Below are 18962 nucleotides of genomic sequence, written 5' to 3'. Positions count from 1 at the left end.
AAGGTCTCCGGGGTCGGTGCGGTGGGGACGGGAGGGGGCGCGGCTCAGTGCCCGACGGCGGCCGCGCCCTTCTCCCCGACGAGGCGACCCTCGTCGAACCGGTCGAGGCCGAACGCGGCGATGATCTCGGGTGGCTTGCCGTTGGCGATGCACGCGGCCATCGCCTCGCCCGACACCGGCCCGGCCTTGAAGCCGTACGTTCCCCACCCGACGTCGACGTAGAAGCCCTCGACCGGGGTGAGGCCCATGATCGGCGAGTAGTCCGGGGTCATGTCGCACAGGCCGGCCCACTGCCGCAGCAGCCGCATCTTCGACAGCGCCGGCATCAGTTCCAGCACGTGCCCCGCCAGCCCCTCGACGAAATCGAGCGACCCGCGGGTCGAGTAGGACGCGAACGGGTCGACGCTGGCGCCGAACACCAGTTCGCCGCGGTCGGTCTGGCTGACGTAGGTGTGCAGCGTCCCCGACACGACCACGGTGTCCAGGAACGGCCTCACCGGTTCGGTGACCGCCGCCTGCAACGGGAACGTCTGCACCGGCATGGCGACGCCCGCCATGTCCGAGATCAACGTCGACCAGCCCGCGGTGCAGTTGACCACCACCGGCGCGCTGATCCGCCGTCCGTCGGCGGTGCGCACGCCCGTCACCCGGTTCGCGACGACGTCGATCCCGACGACCTCGGTCTTCTGGTGGATGTGCACGCCGTGGGCGTCGGCCGAGCGGGCGTAGCCCCACACCACCGCGTCGTGGCGGATGATGCCGCCCGGTGGGTGGTAGAGCGCGCCGAGGATCGGGTAGCGCGTCGACGGGGAGACGTCGAGGTAGGGGACCAGCTTCTTGATCTCCGGCGGGTCGATCACCGACGAGTCGACGCCCTGCAGCTTGTTGACCTCGGCCCGCCAGTGCATCGTCCGCAGCGAGCTGTCGTTGTGCGCCAACGTCATGTGTCCGCGCTGGGAGAACATGACGTTGAAGTTGAGGTCGGCGGCGAGGTGCTCGTAGAGCTTCACCGAGCGGTCGTAGAACCGCACGCCCTCGGGGGTGAGGTAGTTCGACCGCAGGATCGCGGTGTTGCGTCCCGAGCCGCCGGACCCGATGTAGGACTTCTCCAGCACCGCCACGTTCGTGATCCCGTGGTTCACGGCGAGGTAGTGCGCCGTGGCGAGCCCGTGCACGCCGCCACCGACGATGACGACGTCGTAGCTCTCCCTGGGCGTGTGGTGGCGGAACGCGCGCTCCCAGTCCCGCCCCACGCCGAGCCCGTGCCTGACGAGGCTCCACGCGGAGTATCTCGGCCTGCGCCGGCTCCGTCCCGCGCCGTCGTCGTGTTCCTTGCGGCTCATTCCGGCTGTTCTCCGATTCCCCTGCCGACCGTTCGAGGACGTCAGACCTGAGTGAGGTAGCGGTCGATCTCCCACTGCGAGACCGTCGAGTGGTAGGCGTCGAACTCGGCGCGCTTCACGCCCGCGAAGTAGTCGACGAAGTCGCTGCCGTCGGGCAGCACGCCCAGAGCGCGGCGGAGCACGGCGTCGTCGACCAGCTCGTCGACGGCCCGGTCCAGCGACCCGGGCAGGTGCGCGATGCCCCGCGCGGCGATCTCGTCGGGGCTGAGCGCGAACAGGTTGTCGGTGGTCTGCTCACCGGGGTCGAGCGCGCGGTCGACGCCGTCCAGACCGGCCGCCAGCAGGACCGCCGCGGCGAGGTAGGGGTTGGCCGAGCCGTCGACCGCCCGGTGCTCGACGCGTCCGCCGTCGGGGACGCGGAGCATGAGGCTCCGGTTGTTGCCGCCGTAGGCGACGTAGGCGGGCGCCCACGTCGAGCCCGAGTTCGGGGCGCCGACGCCGATCCGCTTGTAGGAGTTGACGGTCGGACAGATCACCCCCGCGCTCGCCCGGCCGTGGTCGAGCAGGCCGGCGACGAACTGGTACGCGAGCTTCGACAGGCCGAGCGCGTCACCGTCGCCGTCGAACAGCGGCTCGTCGCCGGTCGTCCACAGGCTCAGGTGCGTGTGCAGCCCGTTGCCCGTGACGTCGCTGAACGGCTTGGGCATGAAGGTCGCGCACATGCCCGCGTCGTGGGCGAGCATGTGGACCATGTAGCGGAAGAAGATCGTCCGGTCCGCGGTGGTGACCGCGTCGGAGTAGGTGAAGTTGCTCTCGAACTGCCCGTTGCCGTCCTCGTGGTCGTTGGCGTAGTTGCCCCAGCCGAGCTCGTTCATGTTCCGGGACAGCGTCGAGAGGAAGTCCCACATCCGGGTCAGGCCCTTGACCTCGTAGCAGGGCTTGGCCGAGCGGTCGAGCGCGTCGGCGACCTCGAGCCCGCCCTCGGGGGTGCGGCGCAGCAGCGAGTACTCGGCCTCCACGCCGGTCTTGAGCACCCAGCCGCGTTCGGTCCCGAGCTGCTCCAGCAGCCGCTTGAGGATCACCCGAGGCGCGTACGGCCAGGGGTCGCCGCCGACCTGCGGGTCGCAGTGCAGCACGGCGACCCCGGGCTTCCAGGGGACCCGCGTGTAGGACGCGGCGTCGGGCAGCACCGTCAGGTCGGGGTCGGCGGGACCCTGACCCATGTCACCGGCGGCGAACCCGGCGAACCCGGCGCCGCCGTCCATCAACATGTTCAGGCTCGACCGTGGCACCGCCTTCGCGCACGGTTTCCCGTGCAGGTCGACGAACATCGCCAGGAAGAACTCGATCCCGTCCTCGTCCGCCCGCGCCGCGAGGTCGTCCCGACCGTCACCCATGCCAACTCCTCCGCCGTAGGGGGGCACTGCCTGCACACTCGAACTGCTGTCACCCGCACCGCTGTGTTTCGTACCGCTGTGTTCGTTCTGCTGGGTCCTGCACGTGCGTCAGAAGCCCTGTCCGGGAATCCAGGACGTGCCCGCGAGGGGCACCCTGGCCATCGCGGCGGCCTCGATCGTCAGCGCCACCAGGTCCTCGGGTTCGAGATTGCGCAGGTGCGCCTTCCCGCAGGCCCGCGCGAGCGTCTGCGCCTCCAGCGTCAGCACCCGCAGGTAGTTGGCCACCCGCCGGCCACCCTCCACCGGGTCGAGCCGGGCGGCGAGCTCCGGGTCCTGGGTGGTGATCCCCGCGGGGTCGCGGCCGTCCTGGAAGTCGTCGTAGAAGCCGGGTGCCGACCCGATCGCCGCGTACTCGTCGGCGTAGCGGGGGTGGTTGTCGCCCAGGGCGATCAGCGCCGCCGTTCCGATCGCGACGGCGTCGGCGCCCAGCGCCATCGCCTTGGCGACGTCAGCGCCCGTGCGGATGCCGCCGGAGACGATCAGCTGCACCTTGCGGTGCAGTCCCAGCTCGTCGAGCGCCTGCACGGCCTGCGGGATCGCGGCGAGCGTCGGGATGCCGACGTGCTCGATGAACACCTCCTGTGTCGCGGCGGTGCCGCCCTGCATCCCGTCGACGACGACGACGTCGGCTCCCGCGGCGACGGCCAGCTTCACGTCGTAGTAGGTCCGGGTGGCGCCGACCTTGACGTAGATCGGCTTCTGCCAGTCGGTGATCTCGCGCAGCTCGAGGATCTTGATCGTCAGGTCGTCCGGGCCGGTCCAGTCCGGGTGCCGGCACGCGCTGCGCTGGTCGATGCCCGCGGGCAGGGTGCGCATCCCGGCGACACGCTCGCTGATCTTCTGACCCAGCAGCATGCCGCCGCCGCCGGGCTTGGCGCCCTGGCCGAGGACGACCTCGATCGCGTCGGCGGCACGCAGGTCGTCGGGGTTCATCCCGTAGCGCGACGGGAGGTACTGGTAGACGAGGTGCTTGGACTGGCCGCGCTCCTCGGGGGTCATGCCGCCGTCGCCGGTCGTCGTCGAGGTGCCGACCTCCGTCGCCCCGCGCCCCAGCGCCTCCTTGGCCTGCGCCGACAGGGCGCCGAAGCTCATCCCCGCGATGGTGATCGGGATGTCGAGGTGCAGCGGGTTGCCCGCGTGCCGGTCGCCGAGGACGACGTCGGTGTCGCAGCGCTCGCGGTAGCCCTCCAGCGGGTAGCGCGACATGCTCGCGCCGAGGAGCAGCAGGTCGTCGAAGTGCGGCACCGCGCGCTTGGCGCCCCAGCCGCGGATGTCGTAGACGCCGGTCTCGGCGGCCCGCTGGATGGCCGCGATCGTGGCGCGGTCGAACGTGGCGGACTCGCGCAGCCCGGCCTGGGCGGGATCGATCATCTCTTCCCCCGGGGGTCAGTAGGCGGCGGAGTTGTGCGCGGCGAAGTGGTAGAGCCGGCGGGCCGACCCGAAGCGCCGGAACTCGCCGGGGTCGTGCGGGAGTCCGGCGTCGGCGAGCAGCTGTCCCAGCTCGGCGACGTGCTCGTCGCGCATCTCCTTCTCGACGCAGTCCGCGCCCGGCGAGCCGACGCGGCCGCGGACGTAGAGCCGCGCCTCGTAGATCGAGTCGCCCAGCCCGTCACCGGCGTCGCCGCAGACGACGAGCCGCCCGGCCTGGGCCATGAACGCGCTCATCGGGCCGACGTCCCCGCCGACGACGATGTCGATGCCCTTCATCGAGATGCCGCAGCGCATCGACGCGCTGCCCTCGACCACCAGCAGGCCACCGTGCCCGGTCGCGCCGGCCGACTGGGACGCGTCGCCGCGGACCCGGACCGAGCCGGACATCATGTTCTCGGCGACGCCGGTGCCGACACTGCCGTGCACGACGACGTCGGCCAGCATGTTCATCCCGGCGCAGTAGTACCCCGCCGGTCCGTGGATCTCCACCTCGATCGCATGCCGCAGTCCGACCGCGATCGCCTCGGCACCGCGCGGGTTGTGCACCTCGTAGCGACGGGCGGTCGGCGCGTGCAGCTCGGCGTTGAGCTCGCGGACCGAGGTGCTCGCGAGGTCGACCTTCATCAGCTCCTGCACCGACGACCCGTTCAGCGCGACCATGCGTAGACCCTCTCCGGCTCGGGCTCGACGATGCGGGCGTCGCCGATCCCCGGGAGCTCGGCCAGCGCGTGGTACTCCGAGGCCATCGCCACGTAGTCGGCGGTCTCGGCGATCACCGCGGGCTTGCACGCGAACGAGTCCCGCAGCACCGCGAACTGGGTACCCGAGGTGACGAGCAGGGTGAAGAACCCGTCGAACTCCTTGAGCACCGACCGCATCGCGTCCTCGAGGTCGGCGCCCTCGGTCAGCTCACGGGCGATGAACCGCGCGGCGACCTCGGAGTCGTTGTCGGTGGTGCAGGCGATGCCCTGACGGGCCAGCGTGCGGCGGATCGACGCGTGGTTGGAGAACGACCCGTTGTGCACCAGGGCCAGGTCGGCCAGCGGCGTGAACGGGTGCGCGTGGTCGCTGGTCACCGCCGACTCGGTCGCCATCCGGGTGTGGCCGACCGCCTGGTGGCCGCTGCGGGCCGCGATGTCGTGCGCGGCGCAGATGTCGCGCGGCAGGCCGACGTCCTTGATGACGTGCATGCCCTCCGCGTCGTAGGTCGCGAGGCCGGCGCTGTCCGGACCGCGCGAGGTCATGGCCTCGAGCATCGGCACGAACAGGCGCCCGAGCTCCGGTTCCAGCGCGGGGTTCTTCAGATGCAGGCCGACGATGCCGCACACGTGTCACCGCCTCCTTCCGACTGGTCGCCGCGTCCCCACCGGCAGGTTCCCACCGGGAAGGACGACGGAAAGCTTTTGGTGCAAGGTACAGACCTTGTACCTTTGTAGGGCACCATCGTTCGTGGTCCGTGTCAAGGGGCGGCGGCCGGTCGGTCGCATCGGTCGGGCGAGATGGTGTGGGAGGGGCGGATACCGTGCATTCCATGGCGAACGGAGTCACTGCGCAGACGCTGACGGAGGCCGTCGCCGATCATCTGCGTCGCCTCATCCACCTCGGTGAGGTGGGCCCGGGCGACCGCCTGCCCGCCGAGCGCGACCTCGCCGAGCAGCTCGGCATCGCCCGGCTGAGCCTGCGCGAGGCGCTCAAGACGCTGCAGAACGACGGGTACGTCGAGGTGCGCCGGGGTGCCCGTGGCGGCACGTACGTCACCGAGCTGAAGGAGCCGGTCGCCCGCTGGCGGGCCAGGATGCGGACGGTGTCGGGGGAGTTCGACGACATCGTCGACTTCCGGATCGCGCTGGAGACCGAGACCGCGCGGCTGGCCGCCGTCCGGCGCGGGCCCGCCGACCTCGCCGCGCTGCGCGAGACGATCGACGACCTGTCCCGGGCCCACGACCGGACCGCGTTCCGCCAGTCCGACTCGCGCTTCCACGCGGCACTCGCGACCGCCGCGCGCAGCACCCGGCTGCTCGCGGCCGTCGAGTCCATCCGGGCCGAGCTGTTCAACACCTACGACCTGCTGCCGTTCGTCGACCCCGTCCAGGAGTCGGTGGACGACCACCAGGCGGTGTACCGCGCCGTCGAGGCGGGCGACGTCGACGGCGCGACGGCGGCCATCCGCGACCACATCGAGAACGCCCGCGCCCAGCTGCGCGCGATCGTGTTCGACGGCGACCCGTTCGGCGCGCCCGACCGCAGGACCGATGCCGAGGCCGGGGCCCGGGAGGAGCGGGGGCGCTGACGCGGTCGGGTAGGAGGCCGTCACGCGTCCGGCTGGCGGTCGGCGCCGCGCTCGGCGCCGAGCGCGACGCCGAGCTCGGTCCGGGAGTGGATGCCCAGCTTGTTGTAAACGTTGCGCAGGTGGTACTCGACGGTCTTGGGGCTGACGAACATCGCCGCCGCGGTCTGGCGGGTCGTCCGGCCCGCGGCCAGCAGCGACGCGATACGACGTTCCTGCGGGGTGAGCGCCACGGTGCCGCCCGGGCCACGGCGGCGGGCCGTCTCGCCGGTCGCCCTCAGCTCGGCCGCGGCCCGGTCGGCCCACGACGACGCGCCCAGCTCGTCGAAGATCGCGACGGCGAGCCGCAGCTGGGCCCGGGCGTCGACGCGCCGGGCCGCCCGCCGCAGCCGGACGCCGTAGGTCAGCCGGGTGCGCGCCCCTTCGAACGCGTCGACGGTGCGGTCGTGCCAGGACAGCGCGCTGCGGAAGTGGGCGTCGAGCGCGTCGTCGGGAGCGACGACGCCGCACGCCCTGGCAGCCCGCGCCAGCGACCACGGCTGGCCCTTCGCTGCCGCCACCTCGGCGAACTCCGCGGCGAGGCGTTCGGCGTCGGCGCGGTGACCCAGCCGGGCGTGCACCTCGACGAGCTCGGGCGCCGGGGAGAGGTCGGCGTCGACGACGCGGCCCGCGTCCAGCTCGGCGACGAGCCGCTCGTAGTGGGCCAGCGCGGCGGCGGGGTCGTCGTGGCCGAGCTCGAGATCGCCGAGCGCGAACCACGACCACGCCGTGCCCAGCAGGATCCCGTGCTCGCCCGCGATCGTGACCGCCTCGGCGGCGCGCGACCGGCACTCGTCGGCGCGGCCCTGGTGGGCGTGCAGCCAGGCCGACCCGGCCAGGGCCAGCGCCAGGTTCGTGGTCTGGCCCGTCTCGCGGGCGAGCCGGGCGGCCTCGTCGTAGGTGGCCTCGGCGTCGGCCCAGCGGTCGCTCGTGGCCTGGTCGCGGGCGAGATGGAACAGCAGCGTCGGCAGCACCGCCAGCGCCGTCCGGTCGCGGCTGCGCTGCATCGTGCGCTCGACCAACGCCCGCCCGGCGTCGGACTCGCGCAGGAACAGCGGCCCGAGGACCGACAGCACTGTCCGGCGCGGGTCGTCGGCACCCTCGTCGTCGGCCGTGGCCAGCGCGGCCACGGCATCGCGGATCAGGTCGGCGCCCCCGCGGCCCGCCAGCACGTGCGACATCCCGACGGCCATCGTGCCCAGGCGGCGCATGTGTGGCGCGGTGCGGGGCAGCAGTAGCGCGATCTGCTCGCCCGCCCGCACCGCCGAGGCGGCGTCGGCGAGCCACAGGCATGCCAGCACCGCGTCGACGAGCAGGCCCACCGCCCCGTCCGGGTCGGCGGCGGCGGCCTCGTCGGCCGCGGCGACGACCATGTCGCGCGCGGCGGCCGGCGACCCGCACTTGACGGCGATGTCGCCGCGCAGCTCATGGACCCTGGTCCGCACGGGCAGCGGGGGCGGCGGGTCGAGCGCCTCGGCGAGCAGCCGGTCGGCCCGGTCGGGCAGGCCCGCGGCCCACGCGGCCGACCCCGCGGCGGTCAGCCGGCGCGCCCTTTCCACACCCGGGGCGCCGAACCGCGCGGACCGCTCGAAGGCGGTGGCCGCGACGGCGTGCGCCCCGCGCCCGGCGGCCCGGCGCGCGGCCGCCTCGAGCGCGGCCGCGACACCGTCGTCGAGACCGAGCACGGCCTCGCTGAGGTGCCAGGCGCGACGGTCGTCCTCGTCCGGTGGCAACGCGGCGGCGACCGCCCGGTGGGCGTCGCGGCGGCGGGCCGCGTCCGCGCTCGTGTAGACGGCGGACCGGATCAGCGGATGGCGGAACTCGACCCGGCCGCCGTCGACGGTGACCAGCCCACCCGTCTCGGCCTCGGCGAGCGCGCCGACGTCGACGCCGAGCGCGGTGCAGGCGGCGGCGACCACGGCGAGGTCACCGCCCTCGGTCGCCGCGACCAGCAGTGCGGACCGCGCGGCCGCCCCGAGCCGCTCGGCCCGGGCGGCGAACGCGGCGGCCAGCACCGCCGACACCCGGACCGGCGCGCCCGGGGGACCGTCCTCGGCCCGGTGCGGGTCGTCGGCGAGTTCCAGCAGCGCCAGCGGGTTCCCGGCGACGACGCGGTGCAACCGGGCCACGAGGTCGACGGCGACGGGCCGCCCGCCCGCGCGGCGCACGATCTCCTGCGCGGTGGCCAGGTCGACCCCGGTCAGCACCAGCTCGGGGAGGTCGGCCCCGGCGAGCGCGTGCGGCTCACCCGTCCGGGCCGCCAGCAGCAGCACGACGGGATCGGCGAGCAGCCTGCGGGCGGTGAACAGCAGCGCCTCGGCGGACGGCCGGTCGAGCAGGTGTGCGTCGTCGACCACGAGGGCCAGCGGGGCGTGCTCGGCGTACCGGCAGAGCAGGCTCAGCGTCGCCGCCCCGACGGTGAACCGGTCGGCGGGCCCCTGCCGCAGCGCCAGCGCGGACGCCAGCGCGTCGCGCTGCGGGCCGGGGATCCGGTCGAGCTCGCCGAGCGCGGGCCGCAGCAGCTGCGCCAACCCGCCGAACGGGACCTCGCGTTCGGCCTCCGCGCCCCGGGCCCGCAGCACCCGCATGTCCGTGGCCAGCGCGACGGCCTCGTCGAGCAGCGCCGTCTTGCCGATCCCCGGCTCGCCGCTGACCAGCAGCACACCGCTCGACCCCACCCGGGCGGCGGCGACGAGCCGCGCGATCGTGCGCCGCTCGGACGCCCGGCCGACCAGCATCGGCGCAGTCTAGGAGCGTCCGGACCCCAGGTGGGGCACCCGAGGCGAACGAGGACCTTTCGGACCTAACGTCCCTGGCCACCACGAGAAGGGGGACCACCATGAGCACGACCGAGGAGACCGTCCACATCGACGGCGACAAGCTGATGGAGTTCGTGTTCCGGGCCGTCGACGGGGTCGGCGCCACGCTGGACACCGCGCTGGTCGTCATGGGCGACCGGCTGGGCTACTACCGCTGCCTGGCCGCGACGGGCCCGCTCACGGCGGCGAGGCTGGCCGAGCGGACCGCCACCAGCGAGCACTACGCGCGGGAGTGGCTGCACGCCCAGGCCGCCGGAGGCACCCTCGAGTACGACCCGGTGACCGGCCTGTTCACGTTGCCGCCGGAGTACGCGATCGCGCTGACCGACGAGAACAGCCCCGCGTACCTGCCCGGCTTCTTCCAGCTCACGCTGGGCACCGTGGCGGGCACGGCCCGGGCGGTGGAGGCCGCCCGCAGTGGCGCCGGGATCGGCTGGCACGAGCAGAGCACCGACGTCCACGAGGGGTGCGAGCGGTTCTTCCGTCCCGGCTACCACGCGAACCTCGTCGAGTCGTGGCTGCCGGCGCTCGACGGGGTCGTCGCCGGGCTGGAACGCGGCGCCCGGGTCGCCGACATCGGCTGCGGGCACGGGTCGTCGACGGTCCTCATGGCCCGGGCGTTCCCGCGTTCGGAGTTCGTCGGCTCGGACTACCACCCGGAGTCGATCGCGACGGCGCGGTCGCGGGCCGAGGAGGCGGGCGTCGCCGACCGGGTGGCGTTCGAGGTTGCTCCCGCGACGGCGTTCGGTGGGGCAGGCTACGACCTCGTGACCACGTTCGACGCGCTGCACGACATGGGCGACCCGGTGGGCGCGGCCCGGCGTGTGCGGGAGGCGCTCACCGACGACGGCACATGGATGATCGTCGAGCCGATGGCGGGCGACCGCCCCGAGGACAACTTCAACCCGATCGGGCGCGCCTACTACGGGTTCTCGACGTTGCTGTGCACGCCCGGCTCGCTGTCCCAGGACGTCGGGCTCGCGCTGGGCACGCAGGCCGGGCCCGCCCGGATCTGCGACGTCACGACGGCGGCCGGCTTCAGCCGCTTCCGGGTGGCCGCGCAGACCCCGTTCAACCTGGTGTACGAGGTGCGGCCGTAGATGACCGAGCGGGTGGCCCGGCAACCGGACGCCGAGGGGCAGGTCGTGCGCGACGGCGTGCGGATCGTCCACCGGACCTACGGTGCGGGCCGCCCGACGGTCGTGCTGCTGCCGGCGTGGTCGATCGTCACCTCCCGGGTGTGGAAGGCCCAGGTGCCCTACCTGGCCCGGCACTTCCGCGTGGTGACCTTCGACGGCCGCGGATCCGGCGACTCCGACGCCCCGCGGGGCGAGGCGGCCTACACCGACGACGAGTACGTCGCCGACACCCGCGCCGTGCTCGCGGCGACCGGTGCGGCGCCGTGCGTGCTGGTCACCCTCTCGCGCGGGGCACCGTGGGCGCTCACGGTCGCGCTGGAGGACCCGGACGCGGTGCTCGGCGTCGTCACGATCGCCCCGGCCGTCGGGCTGCGTCCCGGGGCCGCCGACCGGGTCCGCGCGAGCTGGGACGTCCCGCCCGGGCATGCCGAGGGTTGGGGCGCCTTCAACCGACACCACTGGCAGCGCGGCGGGTACGACGACTTCCTCGCGTTCTGGTTCGGCGAGATGTTCTCCGAGCCGCACTCGACGCGTCAGATCGAGGAGGGGATCGAGTGGGGCCGCGCGATCGGCCCGGACCGGCTCGCCGACACCGCGTTCGCCCCCCGGCTGGGGCGCGACCCGGCGTGGGTCGCCCGGCTGTCCGACCTCCGGTGCCCGGTGCTCGTCGCGCACGGCGACGGGGACCGCATCCGCCCGCACGCCGAGGGTGCCGAGCTGGCCGAGCTCACGGGCGGCAGGCTCGTCACGCTGCCCGGGGCCGGGCACGGTGCGCCCGCCCGTCGCCCGGTGGCGGTGAACCGGCTGGTCAAGGACTTCGTCGACGAGGTCGCGCCGCGCCCGTGCCGGCCGCCGCCGCGCCGGGGGGTGCGGCGGCGGGGGCCGCGGGCGCTGTACCTGTCGTCGCCGATCGGGCTCGGGCACGCCCGCCGCGACGTCGCGATCGCCGCCGAGCTGCGCCGCCGGCAGCCGGGCCTGCGCATCGACTGGCTGGCCCAGGACCCGGTGACGCGGGCGCTCGTCGCGGCCGGCGAGCGGGTCCATCCCGCGTCGGCGTGGCTGCTGAACGAGTCCGCGCACGTCGAGTCCGAGGCCGGCGAGCACGACCTGCACGCGTTCCAGGCGATCCGGCGGATGGACGAGGTCCTCGTCGCCAACTTCATGACGTTCGCCGACGTCGTCGCCGACGGCGGCTACGACCTGGTGATCGGGGACGAGGCCTGGGAGGTCGATCACTTCCTGCACGAGAACCCGCAGCTCAAGAGGTTCGCCTTCGCGTGGCTGACCGACTTCGTCGGCTGGCTGCCGATGCCCGACGGCGGCCCGCACGAGGCCGCGCTCGCCGCCGACGCCAACGCCGAGATGGTCGAGCACCGCGCGCGGCTGCGGCACGTCCGGGACCGGTCGATCTTCGTCGGGGACCCCGAGGACATCGTCGACGCCACGCTCGGCCCGGGTCTGCCCCGGATCCGCGAGTGGACCGAGGACAACTTCGACTTCGCGGGCTGGGTCAGCGGCTTCGACCCGGCCGAGCTCGCCGACCGCGACGCGCTGCGCTCCCGGCTCGGTCATCCCCGCGACCGACCGCTGTGCGTCGTGGCGGTGGGCGGCTCGGGCGTCGGCGGCCCGCTGCTCGCGCGGGTGCTCGACGCGGTCGGACCCGCCCGCCGGCTCGTCCCCGGGCTGCGGTTCGTCGTCGTCACCGGGCCGCGCATCGACCCCGGGTCCCTGCCCCCGACGCCCGACGTCGAGGTGCACGGCTACCTGCCGCAGCTGCACCGGCACCTCGCCGCGGCCGACGTCGCCGTCGTCCAGGGCGGGCTGACGACCTGCATGGAGCTGACCGCGGCCGGTACCCCGTTCCTCTACGTGCCGCTGCGGCACCACTTCGAGCAGCACTTCCACGTCCGGGCCCGGCTGGAGCGGTACGGCGCGGGCCGGTGCCTGTCCTACGCGCAGGCCTGCGACCCCGACGGGCTCGCGGCCGCGATCGCCGCGGAGCTCCGCCGCGACGTCACGCACCGGCCCGTCGAGCCGGGCGGTGCCGCGCGGGCCGCCGCACTGCTGGCGGACCTCCTGTGAGGTCGGGCCCGGGCAGAACCCCGTGAGTGGCGATGGTCGCCATGGCGACCGTCGCCACTCACAGGATCAGTCGGATGCGGGGAGCTGCTTGGCCGCCCGCACCGTCAGCGGGGTGCCGCCGAGGGTCAGCGGGCCCGCCCCGGCCTTCGTGCACAGCAGTTCGAGGGTGTGCGTCGGGTCGGTGTAGCGCTTGCCGAGCTGGACCCCGTCGGCGCCGGTCGCGGGCGGGGCGGCCGCAGGCTGGTCGTCGTCGGGCGAGGTCATCGGGACACCGCCGCACTCCAGCGCGCCGGTCCCGGTGCCGGGGCGGATGACGACGACCTCGGTGGTGCACGTCCGGCTTCGCAGCCGGAGTCCGGGTCGCAGGGGGAGAGTGGTCACGGCGCGTCTCCGGGGTGCATCGCTCGACAGATGGACAAACTGGATCCTATCCTCTGAAGAGTGGATACATCAACGGCTCTCGTGTGCGGACGGCCACGATGAACATCGCAACGTTGTCGGCGATGGCCGCCGACGGCATGGCCGACCGGGTCGCGACCGGTTCCGTCGACGGCGGGCTCACCTTCGCGGAGCTCGACCTGCGGGCGCGCCGGGTCGGCACGTTCCTGCGGCAGCGCGGCGCGCAGCGGCTGGGGATGGTCGACCTCAACTCCGACGCGGTGCCGCTCGCGCTGCTCGGCGCGGCGTACGCCGGCATCCCCTTCGCGCCGCTCAACTACCGCCTCGCCGACGACCGGCTGCGCGCGGTCGTCGAGCGCCTCGCACCGGCGACGGTCGTCGTGGGCGACGACGCCACGGCCGCGCGCGTCGCCGGTCTCCCGGGGGTGGCGCTGCTCGGCCGCGGCGACCTGCTCGACGCCGCCGCAGACCCCGGGACCGTCCCGGTCGCCGAACCACCTGCCGACCCCGACGGGGTGGCGGTCCTGCTGTTCACCAGCGGCACGTCCGGCGAGCCCAAGGCGGCGATCCTCCGGCACCGCAACCTGGTGTCCTACATCGTGGCCTCGGTCGAGTTCGCGGGAGCCGACCCGGACGAGGCGACGCTCGTCGGGGTGCCGCCGTACCACGTCGCAGGCATCTCGGCCGTCCTGTCGAACCTCTTCGCCGGCCGCCGGGTCGTGCGGATGGAGGCGTTCGACGCCCGCGGCTGGGTCGACCTCGCGCGTGCGGAGCGGATCACCCACGCGATGGTCGTGCCGACGATGCTCGGCCGCATCCTCGACGTGCTCGGACCCGACGGCCTCCCGAGCCTGCGGACGCTGTCCTACGGCGGCGGGCCGATGCCGTTGCCCGTCATCCGGCGCGCCCTCGACGCCCTCCCGGACGTCGACTTCGTGAACGCCTACGGGCTCACCGAGACCGCGAGCACGATCGCGGTCCTGGGTCCCGAGGATCACCGGCGCGCGGCCGCCGCGACGGAGCCGCACGTCAGGGCCCGGCTCGCGTCCGTGGGCAGGCCGCTGCCCGCGCTCGAGGTGAGCATCCGCGGAGCGGACGGGGAGGAGCTGCCCGCGGGGGAGCGCGGCGAGATCTGGGTCCGCGGGGACCAGGTCTCCGGCGAGTACGTGGGCCGGGCCGCGGCCCGTCGCGACGGCTGGTTCCCGACCCGGGACGCCGGCCTGCTCGACGAGGACGGCTACCTGTTCGTCTCCGGCCGGCTCGACGACGTCATCGTCCGCGGCGGCGAGAACCTCTCGCCGGGTGAGATCGAGGCCGTCCTGCTCGAACACCCCGCGGTCGCCGACGCGGCCGTGTGCGGCGTGCCCGACCCCGAGTGGGGTGAGGCCGTCGCGGCCGCGCTGGTCCGCGAGCCGGGGGCGACGGTGTCGGCCGACGACCTGCGCGCGCACGTGCGGCGCCGGCTGCGTTCGACGTGCGTCCCCGCGGTGATCGAGTTCCGTGAGGCCCTGCCCTACAACGACACCGGCAAGCTGTTGCGCCGCGTCGTCCGGGACGGGCTGGCCACCTGACCCGCGGCCGCGGGTCAGTCGCGCCGGTGGACCCAGCGGCCGTCGACGACCGTCGCGCGCACGAGCCCGGCCTCGGGGGCGCGCAGCGCGTCGGCCAGCGGCACGTGGAGCAGGACCAGGTCCGCCGGCGCACCCGGCCGCAGCGCGCGCGGCGGCGCGCCGGGGACCGGCGCGGTGAGCGCGTCGAGCGCCTGGCGCGGGGTGAGCGTCTCGTGTGGACCGAGCGGGTCGCCGTCGGGGGTGTGCCGGGTGCTCGCCGCGCGCAGCACGCTCCACGGGTCGACCGGCCCGTAGGGGGCGTCGGAGGACAGGGCGACGGGAATCCCGGCGGCGACCAGGCTGCGACAGCGGTAGAGGTCGCCGTGCTCGGCGGCCGGGACGTCGCGACGGAAGAGGTCGCCACGGTCGGCGAGGAATCCGGGCTGGGTGACGACGGCGAGCCCGGCCAGCGACGCGACGAGCTCCTGCGGGACGAGGGCGGCGTGCTCGATCCGGTCGCCCGGCAGCCGGCCGGCGATCTCCAGCGCGACGAGCAGCACGACCAGCGACTCGCGGGTGACCGAGTGCACGGCGACCGGGCGACCGGCGGCGTGCGCGGCCCCGATCCGGGCCGCGAGGGTGTCGGGGTCGGGCAGGTCCGGGTCCGCGAGGACGATCTTGTACGGACCCGCGGACGCGCCCGGCGGCGGCGCCGCCCCGAGTGGCACGCCGAGCAGCGTGAGCCGCTGCGGGACGGCGGTGAGCGCGCGGGCGGCGGCGTCGTCGAGGTCGGGGGTGGCGTCGGTGACGGCGGTGATGCCGTAGCCCGCGAGCTCGCGCCCGACCGCGTCGAGATCCGGTGGTCCGGCGGCCGGCAGCCGGTCGCGCAGCCAGGCGTCGGCCCGGACGAGCCGCCCGCTCGGGGTCCCGTCCGGTGTCCGGTCGACGCCGGGGTGGTCGAGCGTTCCGATGCAGGTGAGTGCGGCGGTGTTGAGGGTCCACATCGCGCCGCTGCGGTGCTGCACGCGGACCGGGACGTCGGAGCGGAGGTGGTCGAGGGTGGCGGCGTCGAGGTGCTCGTCGTCGCTGCCGACGACCCGGATCCAGCCGGTCGCGTCGGGCGCGGCGCGGCGGAGCGCGGCGGCGAGGTCGTCGCGGGTGCGGCCGGCGGGGACGGACCGGCGCGCGGCGGCGAGGGCGTGCAGGTGCAGGTGGTGGTCGACGAGCCCGGGCACGAGCGCGCCGCCGCGGGCGTCGAGCACCTCGGTGACCGCGCCCGCCGCGTCCGGATGGGCGATCCTGCGCCCGTCGACCAGGAGGTCGCGGCGTCGCCCGTCGATCTCGGCGTCACGGATCAGCAGTGCCACGGGATCCCCAGCTCGGCCATGACCGCTGCGGTGTCGGCGCCCGGCAGCGGCGCGGGACCGGGGACGGGCCGGGCCCGCGGCGGGGCGACCGGTCCGGTTGCGGGTCCGCCGGGGGAGCCGTCGAGCGTGGCGGCGACGACGCCGGTCATGCACACGTCGTGCAGCCGGCCGGGCGCGGTGAGCGCGAGCGCGGCCGCGGCGAGGCCGGTGAGCGGGTCGGCGATCGCGTCGCCGACGAAGACCGGGAGCCCGTCGGCGTCGCGGGCCACGAGCCCGGCGGACGCGGCGACGTCGTCGCCGAACCCGACGCGGTCCGAGTCCCGGCCGGCGGCGGTGATCGAGATCCAGGTCGCTCCGCGCGCGACCTCGGCGTCGGCGTCGAGGCCCCAGCCGCGCAGCGCGCGGGGCCGGGAGGCCTCGATCACGACGTCGGCGGCGCGGACGAGCGCGTGGAGCGCGTCGCGGTCGGCGACCGGGTCGAGCCGGACGGCGCGGTCGCGGGCGTGGAGCAACGCGTGGAAGCGCGGTTCGCCGCGGCGGGCACCGTCGGGGCGCTGCGGCGTCTCGACGGTCACCACCGTCGCGCCGCGCCCGGCGAGCAGCTGCGCACACAGCGGCGCCGCCCACAACGCCCCGAACGACACCACCAACACCCCGGCGAGCTCGCGGGGTGTCCCGGCGACGAGGCGCTCCGCCAGGAGATGCTCGTGGCCCGCGCGGTGCTGCTGCTCGCGCACCGCGGCCGCCGGTATCCCCAGCAGGGCGGCGCGCTCGTCGAACGTGGCCGGCGGCATGCCCGCGACGGCGGCCGCGAGCCGGGGCCACGGATCGTCGTCGGGCAGGTGGTCCTCGACGAGTGCGCCGAGCAGCGCGACGTCGTCGTCGCGGGCGAGCGAGACCGCGGCCCAGCCGGAGGCGAGGGGCAGCAGCCGGCAGCTTCGCCCGACCGACACCCGGCCCCCGCGGGTGCCTCCGGTGAACGCGGCCCGTTCACCGAGCAGGGCCGCGCCGTCGACGTCGAACAGCCGGCCGAGCATGGCGGCCACCGACGCGGCGCGGCCCGGCGGCACGAGCGGGGGTGCGTCGGGATGGCCGGTCAGCGCCACGGCCCCCGAGGCCGCCCAGTCGGCCGCGGCGTCGGGTTCGCGCACGTCGCGAAGGATAGGTTACGGAGACCATGGCTGACGTTCCGATCGTGCGTCCCGCCGGCCTGTCTCGCCGCCGGGACGATCCGTTGCTCGCCGTCAGTCCCGTGCTGGGGGTGGACCTGCGGGGACCGGTGACCGACGTCGGGCCGCTCGACGGCGACCGGATCCTCGCCGGGGTCGGGCCGGTGGCGCCCGGCTGGGAGACGCTGGCGGCGCAGCTCGACGTGACCTTCGTCCCGCGCGACGCCGGCCCGCCGACGGTGACCGTCGAGGACCCGGAGCGTGCGCTGGCCGAGCTCGGCGCCGCCGCGGCCGCGGCGCCGCGGGCAGCCACGACGCTGGCGGGGCTGCTGCGCTGGTCCGGGACCCTGCCCGTGCACGCCGCGCTCGACGCCGAGTCGTTCGCGTACTCCACCCTGCTCGGCGGGACCGAGTTCCGCGCCTGGCTCGACGGGCGCGGCGCCCGGCCGCTGCCGCCCGACGTCGCCGAGCCGGTCCGCGTCGAGCGGCACGGGACCGAGCTGCGGCTGACGCTCGACCGGCCGCAGCGGCGCAACGCCTACGGCCGCAGGCTCCGCGACGCGCTGGTCGACGCCCTCGACATCGCGCTGCTGGACGGGTCGATCGAGCGGGTGCTGCTCACGGGCGCGGGGCCCGCCTTCTGCTCGGGAGGAGACCTCGACGAGTTCGGCACCACCCCGGACCTGGTGACCGCGCACCTCGTCCGCACCCGGGGCGGGGCCGCCCGGCCGCTGCACGCGCTGCGCGACCGGGTCGAGGTCCGGCTGCACGGCGCGTGCGTGGGTGCCGGGATCGAGCTGCCGGCCTTCGCCGGGCGGGTGGTCGCGGCGCCGGACACGACGATCCGGTTGCCCGAGGTCGCGATGGGGCTCATCCCGGGCGCGGGCGGCACGGTGTCGATCCCGCGCCGGATCGGCCGCCACCGGACGCTCCATCTCGCGCTCACCGGGACGCCGCTGCCGGTGGCCACGGCCCGGGAGTGGGGCCTGGTCGACGAGGTCTCCGGGGTCGACGAGGTCTCCGGGGTCGACGAGGTCAGCTGACCCAGCGACGGCCCTTCCCGACGAGCACCCGGCCGAACTGCAGCTCGGGGAAGTGCGCGCCCGCGCCGAGGGTGGCCGGGTCCTCGAGCTCCCGGAAGAGCCGCTCCCGCACCCGGCGGGCCAGCGCGGGGTCGACGTCGCCGATGGACTGCCAGGTCGGCTCGTCGAGCTGGACCGGGCACACGATCGCGTCGCCCAGCAGGATCGCCCGCCGGCCGGCGGCGGCCACGACGACGCCGAGATGCCCCGGCGTCATCGTGAGCGAGACGCCCGGCGCGATCGTGGTGTCGTGCTCGACGGGCCGCAGCCGGGCGCCGCCCTCCGCCGCGGCACGGAAGCCCGCCCGGATGTGGTCGAACATCCACACGTCGGGGTCGAGGACGAAGTGCTGCCAGTCGTGCGCCCCGAACCAGATGGTCGCGCCGGCGAACACCGGCTCGGCGGCCAGGTCGAACAGCCAGCCGGTGTGGTCGGCGTGCAGGTGCGTGCACACGACGTCGGTGACGTCGGTCGTGGCCACACCGACCGCACGCAGCCCGAGCAGCAGTTGGCCGCCGACGAGCAGCCGCCGCCGTCCGTCGTCGCGCAGCGCGGGCCCCATCCCGCAGTCGACGAGGATCGTCCGGTCCCCGGTCCGCACCAGGAAGCACCCGATCGGGAGGAAGGCCAGCCCGTCGCGGCCGAAGAGATCCTCGTGGCCCTCCGCGCGGACGTGGTCGCCGAAGTACTCCGGCGAGGCACGGAAGGTCCCGTCGGTGAGGGGGTGCACGTCGATGTCCCCGATCAGCACTGCGCTCTCCCGTCGTCCTCGCCGGCCCGGCACCGGGCGATGGCGTC

The 18962-nt window shown here is 74.9% G+C and carries 15 protein-coding genes; 5 read left to right on the top strand and 10 right to left on the bottom strand.

The annotated features are described in order from the left end of the window. Nucleotides 1-44: 44 nt before the first annotated feature. The 5 genes from PSED_RS24730 to PSED_RS24710 all read right to left on the bottom strand — a co-directional run bounded on the left by PSED_RS24730 (nucleotide 45) and on the right by PSED_RS24710 (nucleotide 5559). Entirely contained in the window at nucleotides 45-1343 is a 1299-nt protein-coding gene (locus PSED_RS24730; protein WP_013676966.1) for an FAD-dependent oxidoreductase, read from the bottom strand. Nucleotides 1344-1384: 41 nt separating this feature from the next. Further along, nucleotides 1385-2740 carry a type III glutamate--ammonia ligase gene (glnT, locus tag PSED_RS24725; RefSeq protein ID WP_013676965.1) on the bottom strand — a complete coding sequence of 452 codons (1356 nt, stop codon included), beginning with the start codon at nucleotides 2738-2740 and terminating at the stop codon, nucleotides 1385-1387. A gap of 108 nt (nucleotides 2741-2848) precedes the next feature. Next, nucleotides 2849-4171 carry an FMN-binding glutamate synthase family protein gene (locus tag PSED_RS24720; protein ID WP_013676964.1) on the bottom strand — a complete coding sequence of 441 codons (1323 nt, stop codon included), beginning with the start codon at nucleotides 4169-4171 and terminating at the stop codon, nucleotides 2849-2851. A gap of 15 nt (nucleotides 4172-4186) precedes the next feature. Beyond that, nucleotides 4187-4891 (bottom strand): glutamate synthase, encoded by a 705-nt coding sequence (locus tag PSED_RS24715; protein ID WP_013676963.1) that lies wholly within the window; start codon nucleotides 4889-4891, stop codon nucleotides 4187-4189. Beyond that, nucleotides 4879-5559, bottom strand: a complete 681-nt coding sequence (locus PSED_RS24710; RefSeq protein WP_013676962.1) for a class II glutamine amidotransferase domain-containing protein — start codon at nucleotides 5557-5559, stop codon at nucleotides 4879-4881. Before PSED_RS24710 ends, PSED_RS24715 begins: the two co-directional genes overlap by 13 nt. 203 nt (nucleotides 5560-5762) lie before the next feature. Here PSED_RS24710 and PSED_RS24705 point away from each other — a divergent pair, with 203 nt between their 5' ends. Continuing rightward, on the top strand, nucleotides 5763-6521 hold the full coding sequence (locus PSED_RS24705; protein ID WP_049803499.1) for a FadR/GntR family transcriptional regulator: 759 nt from the start codon (nucleotides 5763-5765) through the stop codon (nucleotides 6519-6521). Between the two features lie 20 nt (nucleotides 6522-6541). Here PSED_RS24705 and PSED_RS24700 read toward each other — a convergent pair whose 3' ends face one another. Further along, nucleotides 6542-9295, bottom strand: coding sequence for an AAA family ATPase (locus PSED_RS24700; RefSeq protein ID WP_013676960.1), 2754 nt, complete (start codon nucleotides 9293-9295; stop codon nucleotides 6542-6544). A 101-nt stretch (nucleotides 9296-9396) separates the two neighbouring features. Here PSED_RS24700 and PSED_RS24695 point away from each other — a divergent pair, with 101 nt between their 5' ends. Both PSED_RS24695 and PSED_RS24690 read left to right on the top strand, forming a co-directional pair. Then, nucleotides 9397-10476, top strand: a complete 1080-nt coding sequence (locus PSED_RS24695; protein ID WP_013676959.1) for a class I SAM-dependent methyltransferase — start codon at nucleotides 9397-9399, stop codon at nucleotides 10474-10476. After that, on the top strand, nucleotides 10477-12597 hold the full coding sequence (locus PSED_RS24690; protein WP_013676958.1) for an alpha/beta fold hydrolase: 2121 nt from the start codon (nucleotides 10477-10479) through the stop codon (nucleotides 12595-12597). 66 nt (nucleotides 12598-12663) lie between these two features. Here the strand turns inward: PSED_RS24690 and PSED_RS24685 are convergent, their stop codons facing one another. Next, complete coding sequence (locus tag PSED_RS24685; RefSeq protein WP_013676957.1) at nucleotides 12664-12978, bottom strand: hypothetical protein; 315 nt, start codon at nucleotides 12976-12978, stop codon at nucleotides 12664-12666. A gap of 98 nt (nucleotides 12979-13076) precedes the next feature. Between PSED_RS24685 and PSED_RS24680 the strand changes: the two genes are divergently transcribed. Next, nucleotides 13077-14567: a class I adenylate-forming enzyme family protein gene (locus tag PSED_RS24680; RefSeq protein WP_013676956.1), complete on the top strand. Its 1491-nt coding sequence runs from the start codon at nucleotides 13077-13079 to the stop codon at nucleotides 14565-14567. Between the two features lie 14 nt (nucleotides 14568-14581). Here the strand turns inward: PSED_RS24680 and PSED_RS24675 are convergent, their stop codons facing one another. Next, complete coding sequence (locus PSED_RS24675) at nucleotides 14582-15913, bottom strand: amidohydrolase family protein (protein WP_013676955.1); 1332 nt, start codon at nucleotides 15911-15913, stop codon at nucleotides 14582-14584. Then, nucleotides 15901-17064 carry a CoA transferase gene (locus tag PSED_RS24670; protein ID WP_013676954.1) on the bottom strand — a complete coding sequence of 388 codons (1164 nt, stop codon included), beginning with the start codon at nucleotides 17062-17064 and terminating at the stop codon, nucleotides 15901-15903. Before PSED_RS24670 ends, PSED_RS24675 begins: the two co-directional genes overlap by 13 nt. 26 nt (nucleotides 17065-17090) lie before the next feature. Here PSED_RS24670 and PSED_RS24665 point away from each other — a divergent pair, with 26 nt between their 5' ends. Then, entirely contained in the window at nucleotides 17091-18125 is a 1035-nt protein-coding gene (locus tag PSED_RS24665) for an enoyl-CoA hydratase/isomerase family protein (RefSeq protein ID WP_013676953.1), read from the top strand. Here the strand turns inward: PSED_RS24665 and PSED_RS24660 are convergent. Then, on the bottom strand, nucleotides 18118-18915 hold the full coding sequence (locus PSED_RS24660) for an MBL fold metallo-hydrolase (RefSeq protein WP_049803498.1): 798 nt from the start codon (nucleotides 18913-18915) through the stop codon (nucleotides 18118-18120). The two genes, PSED_RS24665 and PSED_RS24660, sit on opposite strands and share 8 nt — an antisense overlap. Nucleotides 18916-18962: the final 47 nt, after the last annotated feature.

It is taken from the genome of Pseudonocardia benzenivorans CB1190 (assembly GCF_000196675.2).
GTDB classification, from domain to species: Bacteria; Actinomycetota; Actinomycetes; order Mycobacteriales; family Pseudonocardiaceae; genus Pseudonocardia; species Pseudonocardia benzenivorans.
Note: the sequence above shows the minus strand (reverse complement) of the source record. Positions and strands in the feature narration are given on the sequence as shown.